Origin of the sequence: Pseudomonas sp. G11, assembly GCF_029457515.1 — a bacterium.
In the GTDB taxonomy this organism is placed as follows: Bacteria; Pseudomonadota; Gammaproteobacteria; order Pseudomonadales; family Pseudomonadaceae; genus Aquipseudomonas; species Aquipseudomonas gorinensis.
In genome coordinates this window covers 6881605-6901896 of the sequence record NZ_CP120377.1, presented here as the reverse complement: position 1 = coordinate 6901896, position 20292 = coordinate 6881605, and the positions used below count along the sequence as shown (strand labels likewise).

The window sequence follows — 20292 nt, the reverse complement described above, 5'->3', positions numbered from 1 at the left end:
ACGCCCGGAGGGCGGCTAGCATGCCTTGAGTTGTGGCAAAGTGCCAGCCCCGCCTGGCTGGACTGGCCAGACGCATTCAGGTAGCTTTGCCGGTTACGCGGGGGCGTTCCAGCCCCAGATATTCAGGCTTTTTCCGCTCGCTGGCATTGATGATAGTCAACGGCCCGCGCGGCGCATGGCCTGGCACGGGCTTCGCCCGCTCAATTCATCAGTCACTGACGCTAGGTTCACCATGGCTCAATACGTCTTCACCATGCATCGGCTGGGCAAAGTTGTCCCTCCGAAGCGGGAAATCCTGAAAAATATTTCGCTGTCCTTTTTCCCCGGCGCCAAGATCGGCGTGCTCGGCCTCAACGGTTCGGGTAAGTCCACCCTGTTGAAAATCATGGCTGGCGTCGACACCGAGTTCGAGGGCGAAGCCCGCCCGATGCCCGACCTGAACATCGGCTACCTGCCGCAAGAGCCGATCCTGGACCCGACCAAGACCGTGCGTGAAGTGGTTGAAGAAGCCGTCAGCGTGATCAAGGACGCCCAGGCTCGCCTGGACGAGGTCTACGCCGCCTACGCCGAACCGGATGCCGACTTCGACAAGCTGGCTGCCGAACAGGCCAAGCTCGAAGCCATCCTGCAGGCCGGCGACGGTCACAATTTGGAGCGCCAGCTGGAAGTCGCCGCCGATGCGCTGCGCCTGCCGGCGTGGGACGCCAAGGTCGAGCACCTGTCCGGCGGTGAAAAACGTCGCGTGGCCCTATGCCGCCTGCTGCTGTCGGCCCCCGACATGCTGCTGCTCGACGAACCGACCAACCACTTGGACGCCGATTCTGTCGCCTGGCTGGAACACTTCCTCCATGACTTCCCCGGCACCGTGGTTGCGATCACGCACGACCGGTACTTCCTGGACAACGTGGCCGGCTGGATCCTCGAGCTCGACCGTGGCGCCGGTATCCCTTACGAGGGCAACTATTCCGGTTGGCTGGAAGCCAAGTCCGACCGTCTGGCCGCCGAATCCAAGCAGCAATCGGCCCACGAAAAAGCCATGAAGGAAGAACTGGAGTGGGTGCGCAAAGGCGCCAAGGCCCGCCAGTCCAAATCCAAGGCCCGTCTGCAACGCTTCGAAGAAATGCAGTCGCAGGAATTCCAGAAGCGCAGCGAAACCAACGAAATCTACATCCCGGCCGGCCCGCGCCTGGGTGACAAGGTCATCGAATTCAAGAACGTTTCCAAAGGCTATGGCGACCGCGTGCTGATCGACAATCTGTCGTTCTCCATGCCAAAAGGCGCGATCGTCGGCGTTATTGGTGGTAACGGTGCGGGTAAATCCACGCTGTTCCGCATGCTGATGGGCAAGGAGACTCCGGATTCGGGCACCATCGAAGTCGGCGAAACCGTGCAACTGGCATGTGTCGACCAGAGCCGTGAAGACCTGGATGGCAGCAAGACGGTGTTCCAGCAAATCTCCGATGGTTCCGACCAGATCCGCATCGGCAACTATGAAATTCCGTCGCGTACCTATGTTGGCCGTTTCAACTTCAAGGGCGGCGACCAGCAGAAGTTCGTCAAGGACCTGTCCGGTGGTGAGCGCGGTCGCTTGCACCTGGCCCTGACTTTGAAAGAGGGCGGCAACGTGCTGCTGCTCGACGAACCGTCCAACGACCTCGACGTTGAAACCCTGCGTTCCCTGGAAGAAGCCCTGCTGGACTTCCCAGGCGCCGCCATTGTGATCTCTCACGATCGGTGGTTCCTTGACCGCGTCGCGACCCACATCCTGGCGTACGAAGACGACTCGCAAGCAGTGTTCTTCGAAGGCAACTACACCGAGTACGAAGCGGACCGTAAAAAGCGTTTGGGTGAAGCTGCTGCCCAGCCGCACCGTGTACGGCACAAAAAACTGGCCTGATCCGGCTGGTTTGAAAAAAGCGGAGCCCCTCGGGCTCCGCTTTTTTTTGCGCATTTTTCCTGACCCACACCGATCAAATGTGGCAGGGGCTTGCCCTGGTGCCAGTCAGTTAAGGCTTTTTTGTAGGAGCGAGGGGGACGCCTAGTTCTTGCTCGCGAAAAACGCACAGGCGCCGCGTTGATTCAGGAAGTACGCGTTATCGTTGACGTTTTTCGCGAGCAAGCTCGCTCCTACCGGCGTTAGGGCACGCCTCCACCCGATAGCTGTTTTCCTGTTGGTGCATAACCGGACTTTTAAATCCCTTTTTAAGTGCGAAAAAAACCCGTTTTCGCGGTTTATTTATATCTAATGCACCATTTAAATTCACAAAGGCGACATTTTGCCCTGTCGCGGTGCGACATGAATTGATAAAGTCCGGCTCAATCTCATTCAAAAACAATCAATTTGCCGAGACTTTTCATGATCGAATCCGTCGAATCCTTCCTTGCCCGCCTCAAAAAACGCGACCCCGACCAGCCGGAATTCCACCAGGCGGTAGAAGAAGTCCTGCGCAGCCTGTGGCCGTTTCTCGAAGCCAATCCTCACTACCTGGCTTCGGGCATCCTGGAGCGCATCTGCGAGCCGGAGCGCGCGATTACCTTTCGGGTTTCGTGGGTGGATGATCACGGTAAGGTCCAGGTCAACCGCGGATTCCGCATCCAGATGAACAGCGCCATCGGCCCCTACAAGGGCGGCCTGCGCTTCCACCCGTCGGTAAACCTGGGCGTGCTGAAGTTCCTCGCCTTCGAGCAGACCTTCAAGAATTCCCTGACCTCGTTGCCCATGGGCGGCGGTAAAGGTGGCTCGGACTTCGACCCCAAGGGCAAGAGCGACGCTGAAGTCATGCGTTTCTGCCAGGCGTTCATGAGCGAGCTGTACCGCCATATCGGCGCTGACGTGGACGTTCCGGCTGGCGACATCGGTGTGGGCGCTCGCGAGATTGGTTTCCTGTTCGGCCAGTACAAACGCCTGAGCAACCAGTTCACCTCGGTGCTGACCGGCAAGGGCATGACCTACGGCGGCAGCCTGATCCGCCCTGAAGCCACCGGTTTCGGTTGTGTCTACTTTGCTGAAGAAATGCTCAAGCGCGACGGCCTGCGGGTTGAAGGCAAGCGTGTGGCGGTGTCTGGCTCTGGCAACGTGGCGCAATACGCGGCGCGCAAGGTCATGGACCTGGGCGGCAAGGTGATCTCCCTGTCCGACTCCGAAGGCACCCTGTACGCCGAAAGCGGTTTGACCGAGGAACAATGGTTGGCGCTGCTGGAAGTGAAAAACGTCCAGCGCGGTCGTATCAGTGAACTGGCCGAACGCTTTGGCCTGGAATTCCGCAAAGGCAAAACCCCTTGGGAGCTGGCCTGCGATATCGCGTTGCCTTGTGCCACCCAGAACGAACTCGACGCCGAAGCGGCCCGCACCCTGCTGCGCAACGGCTGCATCTGCGTGGCCGAAGGCGCCAATATGCCGGCGACGTTGGAGGCTGTGGATATCTTTATCGAGGCGGGCATCCTGTTCGCCCCTGGCAAGGCGTCCAATGCCGGTGGCGTGGCGGTGAGTGGCCTGGAAATGTCGCAGAATGCCATGCGCCTGCTATGGACCGCTGGCGAAGTGGACAGCAAGCTGCACAACATCATGCAGTCGATCCACCACGCCTGCGTGCATTACGGTGAGGAGAACGGCCGAGTCAACTACGTGAAGGGTGCAAACATCGCGGGCTTCGTGAAAGTTGCCGACGCGATGCTGGCGCAGGGCATCGTCTAGGCTTCGGGCTCGATAAGCACTACTTCGATCAACTGGTCGCCGACGGGGCGCTGCCACAGTACCTCGTCGCCCACCTGGGCGCCGAGCAAGGCGCGGCCCAGGGGCGAACCCCAGTTGATCAAGCCAGCGTGGGCATCGGCCTGGTCTTCGCCCACCAGCTGGATGCGTTGTTGTTGGTCCTGTTCATTGGCGAAGGTGACCCAACTGCCGATCTGCACCTTGTCGGTGGAGGTGGCCGGCGCAACCACTTGGGCGCTCTGCACCCGCTGGTTGAAATAACGCAAATCCCTCTCAAGGTCAGCCTGGCGCTGCTTGTCGGCCTGTTCGCCCTTGGCGGATTCGATGCTGTATGCCTGCTGCAACTGCGCGACCTTGGTCTGCAACTGCGCCAACCCTTGCGCGGTGAGGCGGTTGGGTTGCGCGCTGACCTGGCGTTCTACCGGCAGATCGGCCTGGGCGGCTGCGTTGTCTTCGTTTACAAAAGCTCGGCTCATGACGTTCTCCCTCTATGGAGCTTGGGCCATGGTCGCCGCGCTTTAGTTTCGATGGATATCTGAAAGCGACCTATTGCGAGCGATAAGCCCTGCCCGCGTCGCGGTCTTTCTCCTGCTGCCAGGCGCGCTCGCGGTCATCCCAGTGATTGTCCTTGTAGTCACGTAACTCTTCGTTTTCGCGCATGGCCTTGCACTGGCGGAAACCATCTTCCCAGCCTTCTGCATACAGACGGTCTTTCAAATAGCGCGGCACGTTCTTGCGAAATTCCCCGGTGATCGCCCCGGCAGCCTGGCGACCGCTGCTGCAACCGTCATCAAAACCATCGGCAAATGCCGGTGGATACCCCTTGGCCAGCAACTCCTGATGGGTTGATTGGCAACCCGACATCACCACCACTGCACACAGCATCACTGCATACCGCCACATCGCTTGCTCCCTGGCCGTTTCACGGCTGATACGGGAAGTCTAGATAGGGATTTGTCGGGGCGGTGTGAAAGGGCGGTGAGAAATGTGTTGGCGGTAGGGGATGACGTCGATGGCAACGAGAAGCGCTGCCCGTGTGGCAAGCCCTAATGCCTGTCAGTTAAGAGATAGAACGAGCAAACACTAAGTAACCTGTGGCGAGCGGGCTTGCCCCGCGTTGGGCTGCGCAGCAGCCCCAAAACCTGGCGATTTAATATGCCTGGATAAATGCGGTGGCCTTATTGGGGCTGCTTCGCAGCCCAACGCGGGGCAAGCCCGCTCGCCACGGGATTATCGGTGATTCCGGTGTCTGGATGCAGTCTTCATTCGTAATAACCCACTGTTTTTTTAAGTTGATCAGCGTATTCATAAATATCATCAATGGATGAAATGGCGTGTCGGGTCTCATTTTTTTCCTGGTCGAATATCCCGAGGTATTTTTGGCTGCGATTGAAGTGGAGGCGGCAAATGGGCTTGCGATTGTTGTCGTCCAGTAATATCCCAAAATAGCTTTGGGTATCACGTTGAACGATCCGTTTGGCATCGACAACGGAACGGACGACAGCTCGGACGATGTGATAGCCCTCCAATTCCTCAAGGGTTGTCAGGATCTTATCTTCTGACTCGTCTCGATCCTGAGTAGCGGCATCTGCGCTATTCGCGACAGTCAATGACGCTGTGGGTGGCGGAATAGCGCCGCTCATAGCCGACTTGAGCCGATCATTGATTTGGTCATTCAGAAATTGAGCTAATGCTTTTCGTGTCAAATCAAAAAATTGCTCACGGACTTTCTGCGTGATTGCTCCCTCATAAACACGGGACGCGAAGAACTTCACGAAGTCATCTTCTGGTTTGCCGACTTGGGCACCAATGAGCTTTTTTAGCTGGCTGACGTATTTCAACTCTCCCGCAGCATTGATGATTGAGTCAACGTCAAAGGCTGACTTGGTGAGCTTTATCAGCTCGGGCACGGAGTACTCATCAATGTCCAGTAGATCCAATTCTAGAAATGGCTTTTCGTCCATTTTATTAGGAGCGTCCAGGTCAGTAAAAAATCTGTAGACCTGGCCGTTGGTGAGAATTGAGATCCTTGCGCTCGTGACGTGGAAGTATCGAAACAGCTGCGATGCGTGATTAATGCTCAATGACTCGCCGATTTTTTTGCATTCGATGAGTATTTGAACCTCACCGTTTTTCATAATCGCGTAGTCGATTTTTTCGCCTTTTTTCGTTCCTATGTCACAGACAAACTCAGGCGTTACTTCCTGTGGATCAAATACGTCGTAACCCAAAACCGTATTGATAAAAGGCATTACAAAAGCATTCTTTGTTGCTTCTTCTGTTTGGATGGCGGGGCCTTGCAACCGGACTTTTGCTGCCAGACTGGTGAGCTTTTCAAAAAATTCCATATTAAGCCTCTTACCCTATTCGAATCCGTGTATAGATGTGATGGCAAATTGACTGCCATTTGATACTAGACACAAATCCTCACAAAGAGAATGGAGTGAGAGGCAGTTTGTTTCGACTGAAAAAAGCTAAAAAAATCTCGGAAATTTCTTGCCTATTTATCAATAGGTTGGAAGCCGAATTGTAATTTGTACTTGCAGGCAAAAGCCTGAAAATTCTGAGTAGGTCAGATTGATTGATTAGCTGTGCGGCTCTGCCGCTTTTGTCAGGACCGCATGTTCCGCCAATTCCTGCTGTATAAACGCCGCGATCATCGCGCGATAGACCTGTTCGGTCACCTCGGGATTGGCGTCCACGGTCTGCGCCAGGTCCCGCACCTTGGCGATCACCTGTTCCACCCGCTGCGGGGCCTTGACGCCATCGGTGTCTTTTTTGAAGCGTGCGGCCTGGGAGACGTAGCGGCCGCGCTCGGCCAGCAGGGTGACGATTTGCTGGTCGAGGCGGTCGATGTTGTCGCGGACTTGTTCAAGGGTGGTGCAGGTAACGGCCATGTTGAGTGAACTCCTGATTGTGCGGGCCATGCTAACAAAAAAATCTGGGGGCCAATCCCCTGCCACATTTTTGAGCATCGCCAGGCTTTAATCAGTAGTGATACCACTTCACCTCAAGCATCACTTCATTCACCGGCGTCGATAAGTGGCTGTACTCACGCTGGGCACTCAGGCGCAGGCCGAGGTTGCGTGACAGTTCCCACTGTTGGTTCAAGCTGAGGCTGCGGCGCACTTCGCCATTGGTGAAGAAATCACCCTTGGCTTCCAGGCTCAGGTTGCCCAGCGGGTTTTTCCACAGCACGCCAGTATTGAAGCCGGCAGCGGGGGAGATGGCTTCGCTGAAGTCGTTGTTGTGTTCCACGCGCACGGTGCCAAGGGCAAAGCCGAGCATGTCATCGCTCAGTTGCCAGGTGCCACCGGCGCCACCGTTGACGTGGGCCACGAGGGTTTCGTCGTCGTGTTTGCCCGGTACGCGCTCCAGGCCGCCGGTGACTTGCCATGACCACGGTTGCAGCAACGCGTTGCGAGGCGTCAGCGAGCGGATGGTGGCCAGGTCCAGTTGCTGCAGTTGCCAGTGGTTGCCTTCGTACTGGCGCAGTTTCATTTGCAGGATTTCAATCTGCGCGCCGAGAGGGAAACCTTCTGCGTTGTCGTTGAGGTCGTGGTAGGCCATGCGCAGGCCGTATTCGCCGAAGGTCTTGTCACCCCGGGTACCGATGCCGGCCTGCCAGGTGCGCGACTCATGGCCGTTCTCGGGCAGGCCGGGGCGCTCGACCTTCAGGTCGGGCGCGGGGTTCTGGTTGATCGCGCGCAGCAATTCGAAGCTGCGCTGGGAGCGTTCGGTGTCGCGCTCCAGGCCGTTGGCGCGGTAGCGGCCAAGGCGGTAGGCGGCGTCGATGATCAGGGCCTGGCGTTCGTGGGGCAGGGCTTTGAACGCAGGCTCCTGCAATTGCTTCTGGTCATCGCTGACTTTCAGTACCCATTGCTGTTCATCGCTGTCCAGCGGCTTGGCGCGTTCGAGCAGCTCGCGCTCACGGGACGGCCGGTAGTCGATTTTCTCGACCAGCCCGGCCTCTTTCACCGCCTTGACCGTGTCGGTCGGGATCGCGGTGAGCGGGAACTGTTCAGTCAGGCGCAGGCCGGGTCGGGCCACTTGCAGCAGTTCGAGCAGGCGATAAGAGCAGTTTTCGTCGAAGAAGAAGTAGTCGAACTGGATCTGCTTGAGTTCCCACACGTGTTCGACCATGCGCTTGGTCTCGACTTCAGTGAGGTTCAGGCGGTACTCCCACAGGTCACGGTTTTCCAGGCTGCGGTATTCGGAGAGTTTTTCCTGGTAGGGCACCAGTGCGAACAGGCCTGGGTAGCCGCCCATCAGGCCCTTCCAGGCATAGAGGATGCTGTTGTCCGAGCCTTCGATATAGGCGCCGAAGTTGATCGCGTAGCTGAGCAGGGCGGTGTTGTTGCTTTGTACATCCGCCTGGTCGATGCGCAGCAAGGTGTGGCCGAACATGGAGGACGGGCTGTTGAGGTAGGCCGCCGGGAAGATCATCACCGCGCTGTGGGGGGCGACATCCTTGAACCATTGCTTGAATTCGGTGCAGTCCAGCGCGGGCAGGTCGGTCAGTTGCAACTGATCCTTGAGCCAGCGGGTACGTGCGGGGTAAACGCATTGGGCGTGTTTTTCACCCAGGCTGGCCGGAGCGTACAGCGCTTCAACGGTGGCCTTGAGTTCGGCGTCCGGGTGGTGGGCGCCGTCGGATGCGAGGAAGAATTTCTTGTCGCTGACATAGCTGCGCCAGCCGCTGATCTTGCCGGCTTCGTAATGGCCCAGGGACAACCAGAACGGATCATTGGCCAGTTGCTGCAAACGTTGGTCATCAATGTGCGGGGCCGCGTACAGCGGGGCGCAGGCGAAGAGTGCCATCCAGGCAAAGCGTTTGAGCATAGGGGCAACTTAAGTCGGGAAAAGTAAGACCCAAGGGGGGGGCGGGTCCAAAATTAAAACCCGCGCCTTGGAGGGCGCGGGCAGGTCGAGCTTAAGCCTGGGTAGCGTATTTCGCCAGACGGGCATCACTTTTCAGTACAGCCAGGGTGTTGTTGTGCACGTCGTCAGCGGTGACGTCAGCCTTGCTGAAGATTTGCTGGAAGTGCTCGTGGGTCACGGCCGCGAAGTGTTCGCGATCTTCTGGGGCAACGCCCAGTACCACGGCGTAGGTGGTCAGTGCTTCACCATTGCCCTTGGCCATGTCTTCGGACAGCTCGTTCATCATGCCATTCATGGCAATCCAGGACTTGCCGCCGTAGGTCAGGGCGCTGTTGGTGCTGCAACCGTTGGTGCCCGAGGTCATGCCGAAGGTGGCGTTACCCGAAGTACCGTTGGTGGTGGACGCCAGGAAGTGCGCTGGAGTACCGCGCTGGCCTTCAAACAGCATGTTGCCCCAACCGCAGTTCGGGCCGCCTGGTGCTTCAGCCATTGCATTGAGGGAGACGACGGTGAAGAGAGTACCGAGAAGGATCCGTTTCATAGCTTTTTTCTCTTTGTGTGCAAACCAATGGACAAGGGTTCAGGCACTTCATAGCGCCTTAGGGGCCAGTTATTAGTCCGGCCCGCGCAGTTTGGAGTTTAGGCAGGTTCCAGGGGTTCCGTGATTTTTTATAAAACAATCAGAGTTGTCGCGTTTTTTTTGTAGGACGCATGCCGTGTCCAGGCTTTCACAAAAAGCGCGCCTTGCCAGAGCGCGCAACCGGGAGCCAGAATGCCGTCATCTGCCCCGCCTGATGTAAGGAAGCCCGATGCCTGATCCTGTTGCTGCCAGCCTGCGTCTAGCGCCCGAAGCGCTGACTCGCCCTTTCTCCGCTGAACAGTTCAGCTTCTCGACCACCAATGACTTGGAGCCCTTTCGCGGTGTGCTTGGCCAGGAACGTGCGGTTGAAGCCTTGCAATTTGGCGTGGCCATGCCACGCCCCGGTTACAACGTGTTTGTCATGGGCGAGCCGGGCACCGGCCGCTTTTCGTTCGTCAAACGCTACCTGAAGGCCGAAGGCAAACGCCTGCAGACCCCGGCAGACTGGGTCTACGTGAACAACTTCGATGAGCCCCGCGAACCGCGTGCGCTGGAACTGCCTGCGGGCGGCGCGGCGGCGTTCATCAGCGATATCAACGGCTTGATCGACAACCTGGTGGCGACCTTCCCGGCGGTCTTTGAGCACCCGACGTACCAGCAGCGCAAAAGCGCGATCGACCGTGCCTTCAACCAGCGCTACGACAAGGCCCTGGACGTGATTGAACGCCTGGCCCTGGAAAAAGACGTGGCGCTGTACCGCGACAGCTCCAACATCGCCTTCACCCCTATGCTCGACGGCAAGGCGCTGGACGAGGCCGAGTTCTCGCAGCTGCCGGAAGTCGATCGCGAGCGTTTCCACACCGATATTTCCGAACTGGAAGAACGCCTCAACGAAGAGTTGGCCAGCCTGCCGCAATGGAAGCGCGAGTCCAACAACCAACTGCGCCAGTTCAACGAAGAAACCATCACCCTGGCCCTCCAGCCGTTGCTGTCGCCGTTGTCGGAAAAGTACGCGGAGAACGCCGCTGTGTGCGGCTACCTGCAAGCCATGCAGGTGTACTTGTTGAAGACCGTGGTCGAGCAATTGGTGGACGACGCCAAGACCGACGCCCAGGCCCGCAAGCTGCTCGAAGAGCAGTACTGCCCGAGCCTGGTGGTGGGGCATCCGGTCAATGGCGGCGCGCCGGTGGTGTTCGAACCGCACCCGACCTACGACAACCTGTTCGGCCGTATCGAATACAGCACCGACCAGGGCGCGCTCTACACCACCTATCGCCAGTTGCGCCCGGGTGCCTTGCATCGGGCCAACGGCGGGTTCCTGATCCTGGAAGCCGAGAAAATGCTCAGCGAGCCGTTTGTGTGGGACGCCCTCAAGCGTTCCCTGCAGTCGCGCAAGTTGAAGATGGAGTCGCCCCTGGGTGAGCTGGGCCGCCTGGCGACCGTGACCCTTAACCCGCAGATGATCCCGTTGCAGGTCAAGGTGATTATCATCGGTTCACGCCAGCTGTACTACGCGTTGCAGGACGCCGATCCGGACTTCCAGGAGATGTTCCGCGTCCTGGTGGATTTCGATGAAGACATCCCGATGGTCGACGAAAGCCTTGAGCAGTTCGCCCAGTTGCTCAAAACCCGTACTTCGGAAGAAGGCATGGCGCCTTTGACGTCGGACGCGGTGGCGCGGCTGGCTACCTACAGTGCTCGGTTGGCGGAGCATCAGGGGCGCTTGTCGGCGCGCATTGGTGACTTGTTCCAGTTGGTGAGCGAGGCGGATTTCATTCGTCACCTGGCGGGTGACGACATGACCGATGCCGGCCATATCGAACGCGCGCTGAAGGCCAAGGCCACGCGCACCGGGCGGGTGTCGGCGCGGATTCTCGACGACATGCTCGCCGGGGTGATCCTGATCGACACCGCCGGCGCGGCCGTCGGCAAGTGCAACGGGTTGACGGTGCTGGAGGTCGGTGATTCGGCGTTTGGCGTGCCGGCGCGGATTTCCGCCACGGTCTACCCAGGCGGCAGCGGCATTGTCGACATCGAGCGTGAAGTTAACCTCGGCCAGCCGATTCACTCCAAGGGCGTGATGATCCTGACCGGGTACCTGGGCAGCCGTTATGCGCAGGAATTCCCGCTGGCGATTTCCGCGAGTATCGCGCTGGAGCAGTCCTACGGTTACGTGGACGGCGACAGTGCGTCCCTGGGCGAGGCGTGCACCTTGATCTCGGCGCTGTCGAAGACGCCGCTCAAGCAGTGCTTTGCCATCACCGGCTCGATCAACCAGTTTGGTGAAGTGCAGGCGGTGGGCGGGGTCAACGAGAAGATCGAAGGCTTCTTCCGCCTGTGTGAGGCACGCGGTTTGACCGGCCAGCAAGGGGCGATCATTCCCCAGGCCAACGTCGCCACGCTGATGCTCGATGAGAAGGTGTTGCAGGCCGTGCGTGCCGGGCAATTCCACATCTACGCGGTGCGTCAGGCGGATGAGGCCTTGAGCCTGCTGGTGGGCGAGCCGGCTGGCGAGCCGGACGCTGAAGGGCAATTCCCCGAGGGCTCGGTGAATGCGCGGGTGGTCGAGCGTTTGCGTGCGATTGCCGAGATGATCAGCGAGGAGGACTTGAAGGAGGCTGAGAAAGAGCTGGCGCAGCATGCACTGGCGGAAGCCAAGCCGACTTAATGGGCTGTTGTGGCGAGCGGGCTTGCCCCGCGTTGGGCTGCGCAGCAGCCCCAAAACCAAACGACGCAACCTGACTGGCACACCGCGGCGGTCTTACTGGGGCTGCTGCGCAGCCCAACGCGGGGCAAGCCCTAATGCCATTCAGTTAAGCGTACATCGCCTTCTGTAGGAGCGAGCTTGCTCGCGAAAAACGTCAACGATAACGCGTGTTTCCTGAATGAACGCGGCGCCTGTAAGTTCTTCGCGAGCAAGCTCGCTCCTACAAAAAAGCCTTAACTGAACGGCATTAGGGCAAGCCCGCTCGCCACAAAAAGCCTCCACAAAAAACCGCCGCAACAAGCCTGCTTGCCACAGCAGGCCCGCTCGCCACGGGTTAAGCAGGTTCGTCACTAAATTGACTCCGCCTGAGAGCGCAACGCCGTTGGTCCCTACAACCTTGGTTTGTCGTGGTTTTCTTCTATTCTGAGCTTAGGGATATCCACAGGAGTCGCAGGATAGAGACAGTCTCGCCGTGTCATCGGGGCTGAACACCGATCTACCGAGGGTCGCCGCCATGCCGCGCAACCTTTGCCTTACCCGCCAGTGCCTGGGCCTGGTTACCCGTATTGAATGTTCCATTCGCCCTCTCGCGGGGGATAACGGGATGTGGACCTTGCTATTTGCCGCCGGAATGACCGGCGAGCAGCCTTCCACCATCAAGTCCCAGGGCCCGTTCCATGGGCCCTTCGTGGCAGAAAACATGCTGCAATCGATTGTGGATAGCCTCACCCTGCATGGCTATGAGCTGGTGCCAGATCCGCAAATATGGTGTCTGCATATGCAGGCTCATTTACGCCAGCTCAATGGCAGCCAGGAGTGTCTGGCCCTGTAAGCTCGGTCATTTGCCCTCGGGCTTGTCCAGCTTGACCTCGAAGCCGTATTGCACGGTGCTCAGGTCGGTGCGCTGATAGCTTTCCAGTGCGGTCGGCTGGCCATAGAAGTAATGCACATCGAACAACGCCGTGCCGTATTCCTCGGCGCGGTGGCTCACGCCGAGAATTTCCTTGAGGTAATTGCCGCTGGCGTCCTTGGCGTAGAAGCGCCAGCTGTCGGCGGGGAATTCTTTCTGGTCGACAACCAGCGCGTTGTCCTTCAGAGAGAGGCCCTTGGGCAGCTTGGTCACATCGATCTCGCCTTTCTCGATCGTTGCCAGGAACAGCGGGATCGAACCCACCACATAGGCCGGGTTTTCCGGGAACAGGTTAAGGTCGTAGGTGAGCGTGCCGCGCGCCGGGTTCAATTCATACGCTTCGGTCGGCAACTCGATGGGCTCCCCACGTTCGCCTTTCTCATCGGCGGCGAAGAACGTCACTGGCGACTCGCTGCTATTGCGCTCGTTGCCCACCAGTTCGTCATTAAAGGTGAACGGGTGATCGAACACGATATGCGCGGCGCTGGCGTCGTCGACGGACTGGCTGATGGTGACGCTGTTTTTCAGTTGCTCCTCGGTCATCGTCGCGCCTTTGAGCCAGGCGGCGGCGCCGTCGTCATACACGGTGACCGGCATCGGCAGGGCCTGTACGGTTTGTTGCAGGCTGTTCTTGTCGAAGCGCAGTACCGGCAGGTCGAGGTCCTTGCGGGTGACGGTGGCGGTGGAGAAATCCAGCACGTTGATTTGCAGGTTGTCGATCAGGCCATTGAAATACACCTTGGCGTAATGACTGCTCTGCTTGTGTTCGAAGGCTTTCTGCTCCTCGGTCAGCTGCTTTTCAAACGCATCCGACCAGACCTTCTGCTTTTGCATCTGCGCCAATTGTTTCTCGTAGAAGGCCACCTGCGCGTTGCTTTCATTGATCGAGCCGGAACGGGTGAGAAATTGCCCGGTGCTGTCACGTGCTTGCACCAGCAAGGGGTTGGGGGAATCCTCACCGACCTGTGGCGCCAGCGGTTCGCTGTTGGTCAGTTCGATCTCGGCGTAGTTCTTCTCAAGCAACATCAGGTTGACGGTGATATTGCCTTCAGTGCGCTTGTGGCCCACGTCCTGCTTCGACAAATCGAACGTCAACACCTTGCCCGGCGCGATCACTTCCACCATGCCCTTGAGGCGGACGGGCTGCGGCTGGCTCTTGTTTTCGGTCTCGATGCCATCGATGAACGGGTAGGTCACCGTCAGGTCATCGGGGTTGGTCAGGTTGGAACTGCTGGGGCTCAACTGGATGCCGGGATCGGTCTCCGACCATTCCGGCTGGAACGGGATGACTTTGTTGTTGCTCAAGGTGACGGACTGCCACTCCAGGCTGTGAGGGAACGGGAACTGGTCCGGTGTATTGAAATTGAACGGGAAGATCGGCTGCAGATCGGTCAGGTAGTCGGAGTGGGAGGTCTTGCGCAGCACGAACAAGCCGTTGATATAGGTGTCGACCAGGGCCTGGGGCGTGGGGTAGTGCTTGAGCAGGGCGAGGCTGTCTTCGCCGTATTCGGTCTCGATGGGCTTGCTGGCGAGCTTGGCGCGCGCCCGTTCGAGCAACAGCAGCGAGCCGCCGAGGTCGGCGATGGCGTCGCGCAGCTTGGGGTCCTGGATACTGTCGAGCGACTGTTCGAACTTTGCGGTTTTCTCTTCGAGGGTGGCCTGCTTCTGCTCATCACTGGGTGAGCAGCCGCCGATCATCAGCAACGCCGCACACAGGCCAAAACGGGCCAAAGGGGATCGCACATCCATCATTTGAATTTTCCTGTCCGACATCATCGAAGCCGAGTTGATGGGCTCGACACTAGCAGAAAAATTCTCTTACAGATGCCGCCCAGGTCAGTTTTCTCGCGGTTACAGGTGCTTGGTGGCGGCTGGTATACTCGCCGCCATTTCTAGCCAAGCTGTGTGAGAACCAATGGAACGCTTTATCGAAAATGCTATGTACGCCTCGCGTTGGCTGCTGGCGCCGATCTATTTCGGCTTGTCCCTGGGGTTGCTGGCGCTGGCGCTGAAATTCTTCCAGGAAGTGATTCACCTGCTGCCGAGCGTGTTCTCGATGGCCGAGTCCGAACTGATCCTGGTGCTGCTGTCGTTGATCGACATGGCCCTGGTCGGCGGCTTGCTGGTGATGGTGATGATTTCCGGCTACGAGAACTTCGTCTCGCAGCTGGATATCGATGACAACAAGGAAAAGCTCAACTGGTTGGGCACCATGGACTCTTCGTCGCTGAAGATGAAAGTGGCGGCTTCCATCGTGGCGATTTCCTCCATTCACTTGCTGCGCATCTTCATGGACGCCAAGAACGTCGATCCGCAGCACCTGATGTGGTACGTGATCATCCACATGACCTTCGTGGTCTCGGCGTTTGCCATGGGTTACCTGGACAAACTCACCAAGCATTGATGCCCCGTGCCGGCCTTACTGCTCGATGAAGTAGTAAGGCTGGCGATTGATTGCCATCTCCTTGATCACCGTCACCTTGCCGCTCAGTTGCTCGGTGCGATCCAGCAACGCAACGTTGCCGGGTTTGGCGGCCAGGTAACTGCGCAGCTGCGGCTCGGTTTGCAGGATCGGCAAGTAAGCCTGCAGGTAGAACACACTCGCCCCGTCGATCCGCTCGTTGGGCTGGAACAACACCACCTCTTTACCCTCGGCTTGCAGTGCCTGGATCTGACTGATCACCGGCACGAATGACTGGCGCTCGTCAGCCTTGGGCGCGTACCAGAATGCAGCGCCCAGGTAGCAGGCGATGAGCAACGTGAAGGCACCGCCAACCACGCGCCGATGGTGTTGGTACAGCGCCGGCTTGTTAGCCTTCAGCCATTCGAGCAGCACTCGCGCATATTCCGCCGCCAGCACCGCGGCGGCCGGCGTCAACGCCATCAGGTAAACCGTGCGTTTGCTTGAGGCCAGGGTCAGCAGCGTGAATTGCGCCACCAGCCACACGCTGAAGAACAGGCGGTAACGGTTGCGCACCAGGCTTTTACGAAAGTGCCACAGGCCCAGGTACACTAGGATATTCCACGGCAAAAACGCTTCCGGCAGTTTCACCAGGTAGTAGTAGAAGGGTTCGTAGTGCCCGGCTTCGACGAACGAGCCGCTGAACCGCCCGACGCTGTTGGTCCACAGCACTTCGCCCACGGCCTGCATGCCGCCGCGCTGGAACAGGAAGCCCAGCCAGATCAGCAACGGTACCAATGCCAGCAAGGTGAACAGCGCCGGGCGGAGCCAATCACCGATGCGCAGGCGTTTGTCCATCAGGCTGGTGCTGGCCAGGTAGACAAAAATCACAATGCCGGGCATCGCCAGGCCCAGCACGCCTTTGCTCAGGGTGGCGATTGCCATCCCAACGGTAAACAACGCCCAAGCCCAGGCTGTGGAGCCTGGCCGCTCGGATTCGGGGCGCATCGCCTGGTAGAACGCCAGCAGTGCGGTGGTCACGCCCAGGCTGAGCAAGGCATCCTCACCCACCCCACGCACATTGCTCCAGTAACTGGCCATGGTCGCCAGGATCAACGCCGCGCAGAACGCCAGTGTTTTCGGCCGCCCGAACTTGCGCAGCATCCCGTAGAGCAGCATCACGCTGAACAATCCGGCAAACGCGGACGCCAGGCGCACCGCCCCAGGCGTGCCGCCGAACAGGCGAATCGCCCCGGCGTCCAGCCAAAGGCTCAGGGGTGGTTTTTCCAGGAAGGGCTCGCGAAACAGCCGGGGCACCACCCAATCATTGTCCAAATGCATGGCCATGGCGATCCCGGCGACGCGGGCTTCGGTGGAGCCTTGCAATTCATGGTTACCCAGCGCAAAGAAGAACAACAGACCAGCCAGCAGGAGTAGCAGAGGAACGGGACGCGTCATGGGGCGGGCTACCGGAGCAGTGGCCGTTCGGGGGAACGGCGCGCAATCGGTGAGTATAGGGAGGCAAATCTTAATATTTCATGAATAGGGAAGGAGTTTCTTGTATCGGGCCAGGGGAACAGTGCCCCCCTGGCGCCGTTGCAGGTGCTACGAGGCTTTGACTTTAAAGCGGCTCAACCCTTGCTGCATGGAGTTGGCCCGTTCTGACAGGTTCCTGGCAGCCACCGCGCATTGCTGGGAGTTGACCTGGTTCTGCTGGGTGACTTCATCGATCTGCTCCAGGCCGATACTGGCCTGTTGCAAACCGGACGCCTGTTCACTGGAGGCTTGGTAGATCAGCGACACCAGGCTTGAGACAGCACTGGTACCGCTGACAATGTTCCTCAGTGAGTCGGCGGTACGACCGGCAATCACCATGCCGCGCTGGGTCTTGGTCGACGAGTCGGCAATCAGCGCGGCTGTTTGCTGGGCTGCTTCCGCGCTACGGGCGGCCAGGCTCCTGACCTCGTCGGCGACCACGGCGAAACCGCGGCCCAGTTCCCCGGCGCGTGCCGCCTCGATCGCAGCGTTCAGGGCCAACAGGTTGGTCTGGGCGGCGATGTTATCGATGGTGGTGATGATGGCGGTGATGTCCTTGCCCGAATTGTCGATCTCGGCCATGGCTGCAATCAATTCACTCATCAGCTTGTCACTTTCCCCCGCGTCGGCACGCGACGCCTGGGATTGCTCATCGGCCTTTTTGGCGTTGGCGGCGTTGTCGCTGGTCTGCGCTGCCATTTGGGTCATGACCGCACTGATTTCGGTGATGGATGACGCCGAGTTGGAGGCCCCGTCGGAGAGTGACTGGCTCAATTCGGTGACCTGCGCCGAGCTGCCGGTGATTTGCGTGGCGCTGGCCTGCACCTGGGAGATCAAGGCGTTCAAGTTGCCGACCATTTTCTCCAGGGATTTGCCCAAGGTGTCGTTGGGCGAGGACAGGCGCACTTCCAGGTCCAGGTCTCCTTCGGAGATGCGTTCGGCCACCCGCACCTGGCGTTGCAGGCTTTCCGACATATCGTTCAAGGCAAAGGACAATTGGCCGACTTCATCTTCGGATTTTTGCACCAGACGACGCGAGAAGTCCCCCAGGCTGATGTTGGCCGCCAAGGCGGCGGCTTCACGAATCGGCCCGACGATTTTCGCGGTGGCAAACCACAGTGCAAGCAGCGCCAGCAGGGAAATGGCCACGCCAACCGACACCTGCCAGATGCTGCTCTTGACGCCGCGTGATTGCAGTTCCTTTTCCAGGGCTATGGCCTGGCTCATGACCACGGCCTTGGGCAAGTGGATCAGGATGGCCCAAGGTTTTTCGCTGCGGCCCAGGGTGATGGGCATCTGCACTTCGATTTCCTGGGAGTCCTGGTTGAGTCGGCTGTCCCCCTGGCCTTTCTGCACATTGGCCAGCACCTTGTCCCAGGTGTCGGGCAGCAGCGTCTTCAACGGTTGGCCGATCAGTTCCGGCCGTTTACTGTCAGCCACCACCAACCCTTGATGGCTCAGGATCGATACGGAGCCGTTGCCGCCATACAGGTCGGCGGACATCTGCTCGCTGAGTTTCTGGATGAACGAGATATCGAAGTCAGCGCCCACCACCCCGTAAAACTTGCCGTTCGCGGTGATCGGCACCGAGAGGGTTGTCAGCCATACATTCTTGCCTTGCACCACGTAGGGGATCGGGTCCAGCACGCTTTCCCTCTGGGTATCCCGAGGGCCCGAGTACCAGCCGCCCTTGGGCACGCCGTTGGGATGACGGGCATCGGAGTCATACTCGACCAGTGGCTGCACGGCAATGTGGCCATCCGAACTGCGCGTCCAATAAGGAGTGAAACGGCCGGTCAACGGGTTGTTACCACCCTCGTTGTTACGAAATGCCTGATCCTGGCCGTCCAACGCATCCGGTTCCCAGCACGAATAGGTACCGTTGAAGTCGGGGTTGTCCTTGAGCACGCTCAGTAGCATCGTATTGATTTGATCCCGGCCCAGCGTCAACGGGCTTTGTGCAGCCTTGCTGGCCCCCAGCACATCAGCCAGTGCGCGCGCGGCATTCAAGGCATTCTGCAACTTTGCCTTAATGACGTTGGCGCGGGACTCCGCGAGGTTTTGCACTTCACGGATGGTGGCGCTTTCAATCAATGCGGAAACTTCAGTGCCCACATAGGCCTGGTTGGCATTCGAGGAATAAAGCCCATATAAGACCAGACTCGCGCACGAGATAAACAGGCAGAGTCCGGCGGTGAAGCATATGCGCGTCTGCAATGAGTTGAATTTCATGGTATTTCCTGCCCGTGCTAGTAGTTACCAACATAATGGGATGTCGGTATTCGAGTGTTGTTTTGCACGCAAGGCTTAACGCTTAATCATGGGCTGCTTACGCATAGATATATGCGGTACAGCTTATTGGTTCAGTGCTGTTCGTGAGCGGTATCGTCGAGCCATAAACGCTCGGTATTTTTAAAGCCATAGCGCTGCGGGGGCACCCGCGCAATGATTCGGTCGGTTTGTGCCGGATCACTCAAGTCGATTATTCGGGGGGTTATGTAAATATTTAAAACCGGAAGAAAGAATAACTTTATTTTTGGCGTCAATAATGAGTCGGCATGTTGTTCGATGACGACGCCAATACTGCCGCTTTTCAATTGCACGATAGAACCGACGGGGTAGATACCCACGGACTTCAGGAATGCCCGGAATACCTCATCATCGAAATGCCCGTCCCAGGTCGACATTTGCTGGATGGCGACCGCAGGGTCCCAACCCTGGTTATAGGAACGGTCCGAGGTGATCGCGTCATAGACGTCACACACCGCGGCCATTCGAGAAAAAAGACTGATTTGTTCTCCCGCCAGTTGATGGGGGTAGCCCGTGCCGTCGACTTTTTCGTGATGATGCAGGCACACGTCCACGACCATTTCGCACATCTGCGCTGTCGCCACCAGGGTTTTCTCACCTTCCAGCGGATGGGTGCGAACCAGCTGCAATTCGTCGCCGCTCAAGCGCCCCGGCTTGTTGAGGATGGCGCCCGGGATGGCCATTTTGCCGATGTCGTGCAGCAGCCCGGCCAGCCCCGCCCGGCGAATCAATGGCGCCGGCAGGCCCAATTGATTACCCAGGGCAATCATCAGGGCACACACGGCGACCGAGTGCATATAGGTGTAATCGTCGATGCTTTTAAGGCGTGCGAGGCTGATAAAGGCATTGGGGTGGCGTGCGATCGAAGCAGAAATGTCGTCGACCAACGCGCCGACCTGTTCGAGCTCCAGGGAGCGGCCCATGCGGGCGTGGCTGAACATCTCGACAACGGCGGTCTTGGCCCGAGAACAGATTTCCTGGGCGGCGGCCAGCTCGTCTTTCATGCTGGTGGGGGTGGTCGAAATCGCTGCGGTCAGCGTTTCTTGCGGCAGGCCTGAGTCTGGTTGCGGCCCCGGATCGGAAGGTTGCGCGCCACAGCCCATGGCGCACTGGATATCAGGCTGAGCTTCATTCGCGCGGTCCTTCCAGAACGGTCTTTCTTCACTGCCGGTGGTCAGGTGGTAGAGCTCATTGCATTTCAACATGATTAGCCCTCTGTCATTTTGTTCTTATTCGTTTCCCTACAGCCTCCTTG

Annotated in this window: 15 protein-coding genes; 5 read left to right on the top strand and 10 right to left on the bottom strand. The window is 58.6% G+C overall.

Annotation, left to right across the window (positions count from 1 at the left end):
- The first annotated feature begins 232 nt into the window (after positions 1-232).
- Complete coding sequence (ettA, locus tag P2T68_RS31790; RefSeq protein ID WP_024077495.1) at positions 233-1897, top strand: energy-dependent translational throttle protein EttA; 1665 nt, start codon at positions 233-235, stop codon at positions 1895-1897.
- Between the two features lie 459 nt (positions 1898-2356).
- Positions 2357-3694 carry an NADP-specific glutamate dehydrogenase gene (gdhA, locus tag P2T68_RS31785; protein WP_024077494.1) on the top strand — a complete coding sequence of 446 codons (1338 nt, stop codon included), beginning with the start codon at positions 2357-2359 and terminating at the stop codon, positions 3692-3694.
- Here the strand turns inward: gdhA and P2T68_RS31780 are convergent.
- The 6 genes from P2T68_RS31780 to P2T68_RS31755 all read right to left on the bottom strand — a co-directional run bounded on the left by P2T68_RS31780 (position 3691) and on the right by P2T68_RS31755 (position 9134).
- Complete coding sequence (locus tag P2T68_RS31780; protein ID WP_024077493.1) at positions 3691-4188, bottom strand: GreA/GreB family elongation factor; 498 nt, start codon at positions 4186-4188, stop codon at positions 3691-3693. The two genes, gdhA and P2T68_RS31780, sit on opposite strands and share 4 nt — an antisense overlap.
- Before the next feature lie 70 nt (positions 4189-4258).
- Entirely contained in the window at positions 4259-4615 is a 357-nt protein-coding gene (locus P2T68_RS31775; protein ID WP_277378767.1) for a hypothetical protein, read from the bottom strand.
- Positions 4616-4974: 359 nt separating this feature from the next.
- Complete coding sequence (locus tag P2T68_RS31770) at positions 4975-6060, bottom strand: type I restriction endonuclease (RefSeq protein ID WP_193689860.1); 1086 nt, start codon at positions 6058-6060, stop codon at positions 4975-4977.
- Positions 6061-6297: 237 nt separating this feature from the next.
- Positions 6298-6609, bottom strand: a complete 312-nt coding sequence (locus tag P2T68_RS31765; protein WP_024077491.1) for a chorismate mutase — start codon at positions 6607-6609, stop codon at positions 6298-6300.
- Between the two features lie 91 nt (positions 6610-6700).
- Entirely contained in the window at positions 6701-8554 is a 1854-nt protein-coding gene (locus P2T68_RS31760) for a DUF4105 domain-containing protein (protein ID WP_277378766.1), read from the bottom strand.
- Positions 8555-8645: 91 nt separating this feature from the next.
- The gene (locus P2T68_RS31755) at positions 8646-9134 is read right to left on the bottom strand and encodes a DUF3015 domain-containing protein (RefSeq protein ID WP_016973832.1); all 489 of its coding nucleotides are present in this window, start codon (positions 9132-9134) and stop codon (positions 8646-8648) included.
- A gap of 268 nt (positions 9135-9402) precedes the next feature.
- Between P2T68_RS31755 and P2T68_RS31750 the strand changes: the two genes are divergently transcribed.
- Positions 9403-11841: an AAA family ATPase gene (locus P2T68_RS31750; protein ID WP_277378765.1), complete on the top strand. Its 2439-nt coding sequence runs from the start codon at positions 9403-9405 to the stop codon at positions 11839-11841.
- A gap of 553 nt (positions 11842-12394) precedes the next feature.
- The gene (locus P2T68_RS31745) at positions 12395-12712 is read left to right on the top strand and encodes a hypothetical protein (RefSeq protein ID WP_041161302.1); all 318 of its coding nucleotides are present in this window, start codon (positions 12395-12397) and stop codon (positions 12710-12712) included.
- 6 nt (positions 12713-12718) lie between these two features.
- Here P2T68_RS31745 and P2T68_RS31740 read toward each other — a convergent pair whose 3' ends face one another.
- Entirely contained in the window at positions 12719-14542 is a 1824-nt protein-coding gene (locus P2T68_RS31740; RefSeq protein ID WP_277378764.1) for a hypothetical protein, read from the bottom strand.
- A 163-nt stretch (positions 14543-14705) separates the two neighbouring features.
- On the opposite strand from P2T68_RS31740, the gene P2T68_RS31735 reads away from it, so the two are divergent.
- A complete protein-coding gene (locus tag P2T68_RS31735) occupies positions 14706-15194 on the top strand; it encodes a TIGR00645 family protein (protein ID WP_024077486.1) in 489 nt (162 codons plus the stop codon).
- Positions 15195-15209: 15 nt separating this feature from the next.
- Here the strand turns inward: P2T68_RS31735 and P2T68_RS31730 are convergent, their stop codons facing one another.
- The 3 genes from P2T68_RS31730 to P2T68_RS31720 form a co-directional block, all read right to left on the bottom strand.
- Positions 15210-16649: a phospholipid carrier-dependent glycosyltransferase gene (locus P2T68_RS31730; RefSeq protein WP_024077485.1), complete on the bottom strand. Its 1440-nt coding sequence runs from the start codon at positions 16647-16649 to the stop codon at positions 15210-15212.
- A gap of 147 nt (positions 16650-16796) precedes the next feature.
- Entirely contained in the window at positions 16797-18959 is a 2163-nt protein-coding gene (locus P2T68_RS31725; protein WP_024077484.1) for a methyl-accepting chemotaxis protein, read from the bottom strand.
- A 131-nt stretch (positions 18960-19090) separates the two neighbouring features.
- Entirely contained in the window at positions 19091-20242 is a 1152-nt protein-coding gene (locus P2T68_RS31720) for an HD-GYP domain-containing protein (protein ID WP_277378763.1), read from the bottom strand.
- Positions 20243-20292: the final 50 nt, after the last annotated feature.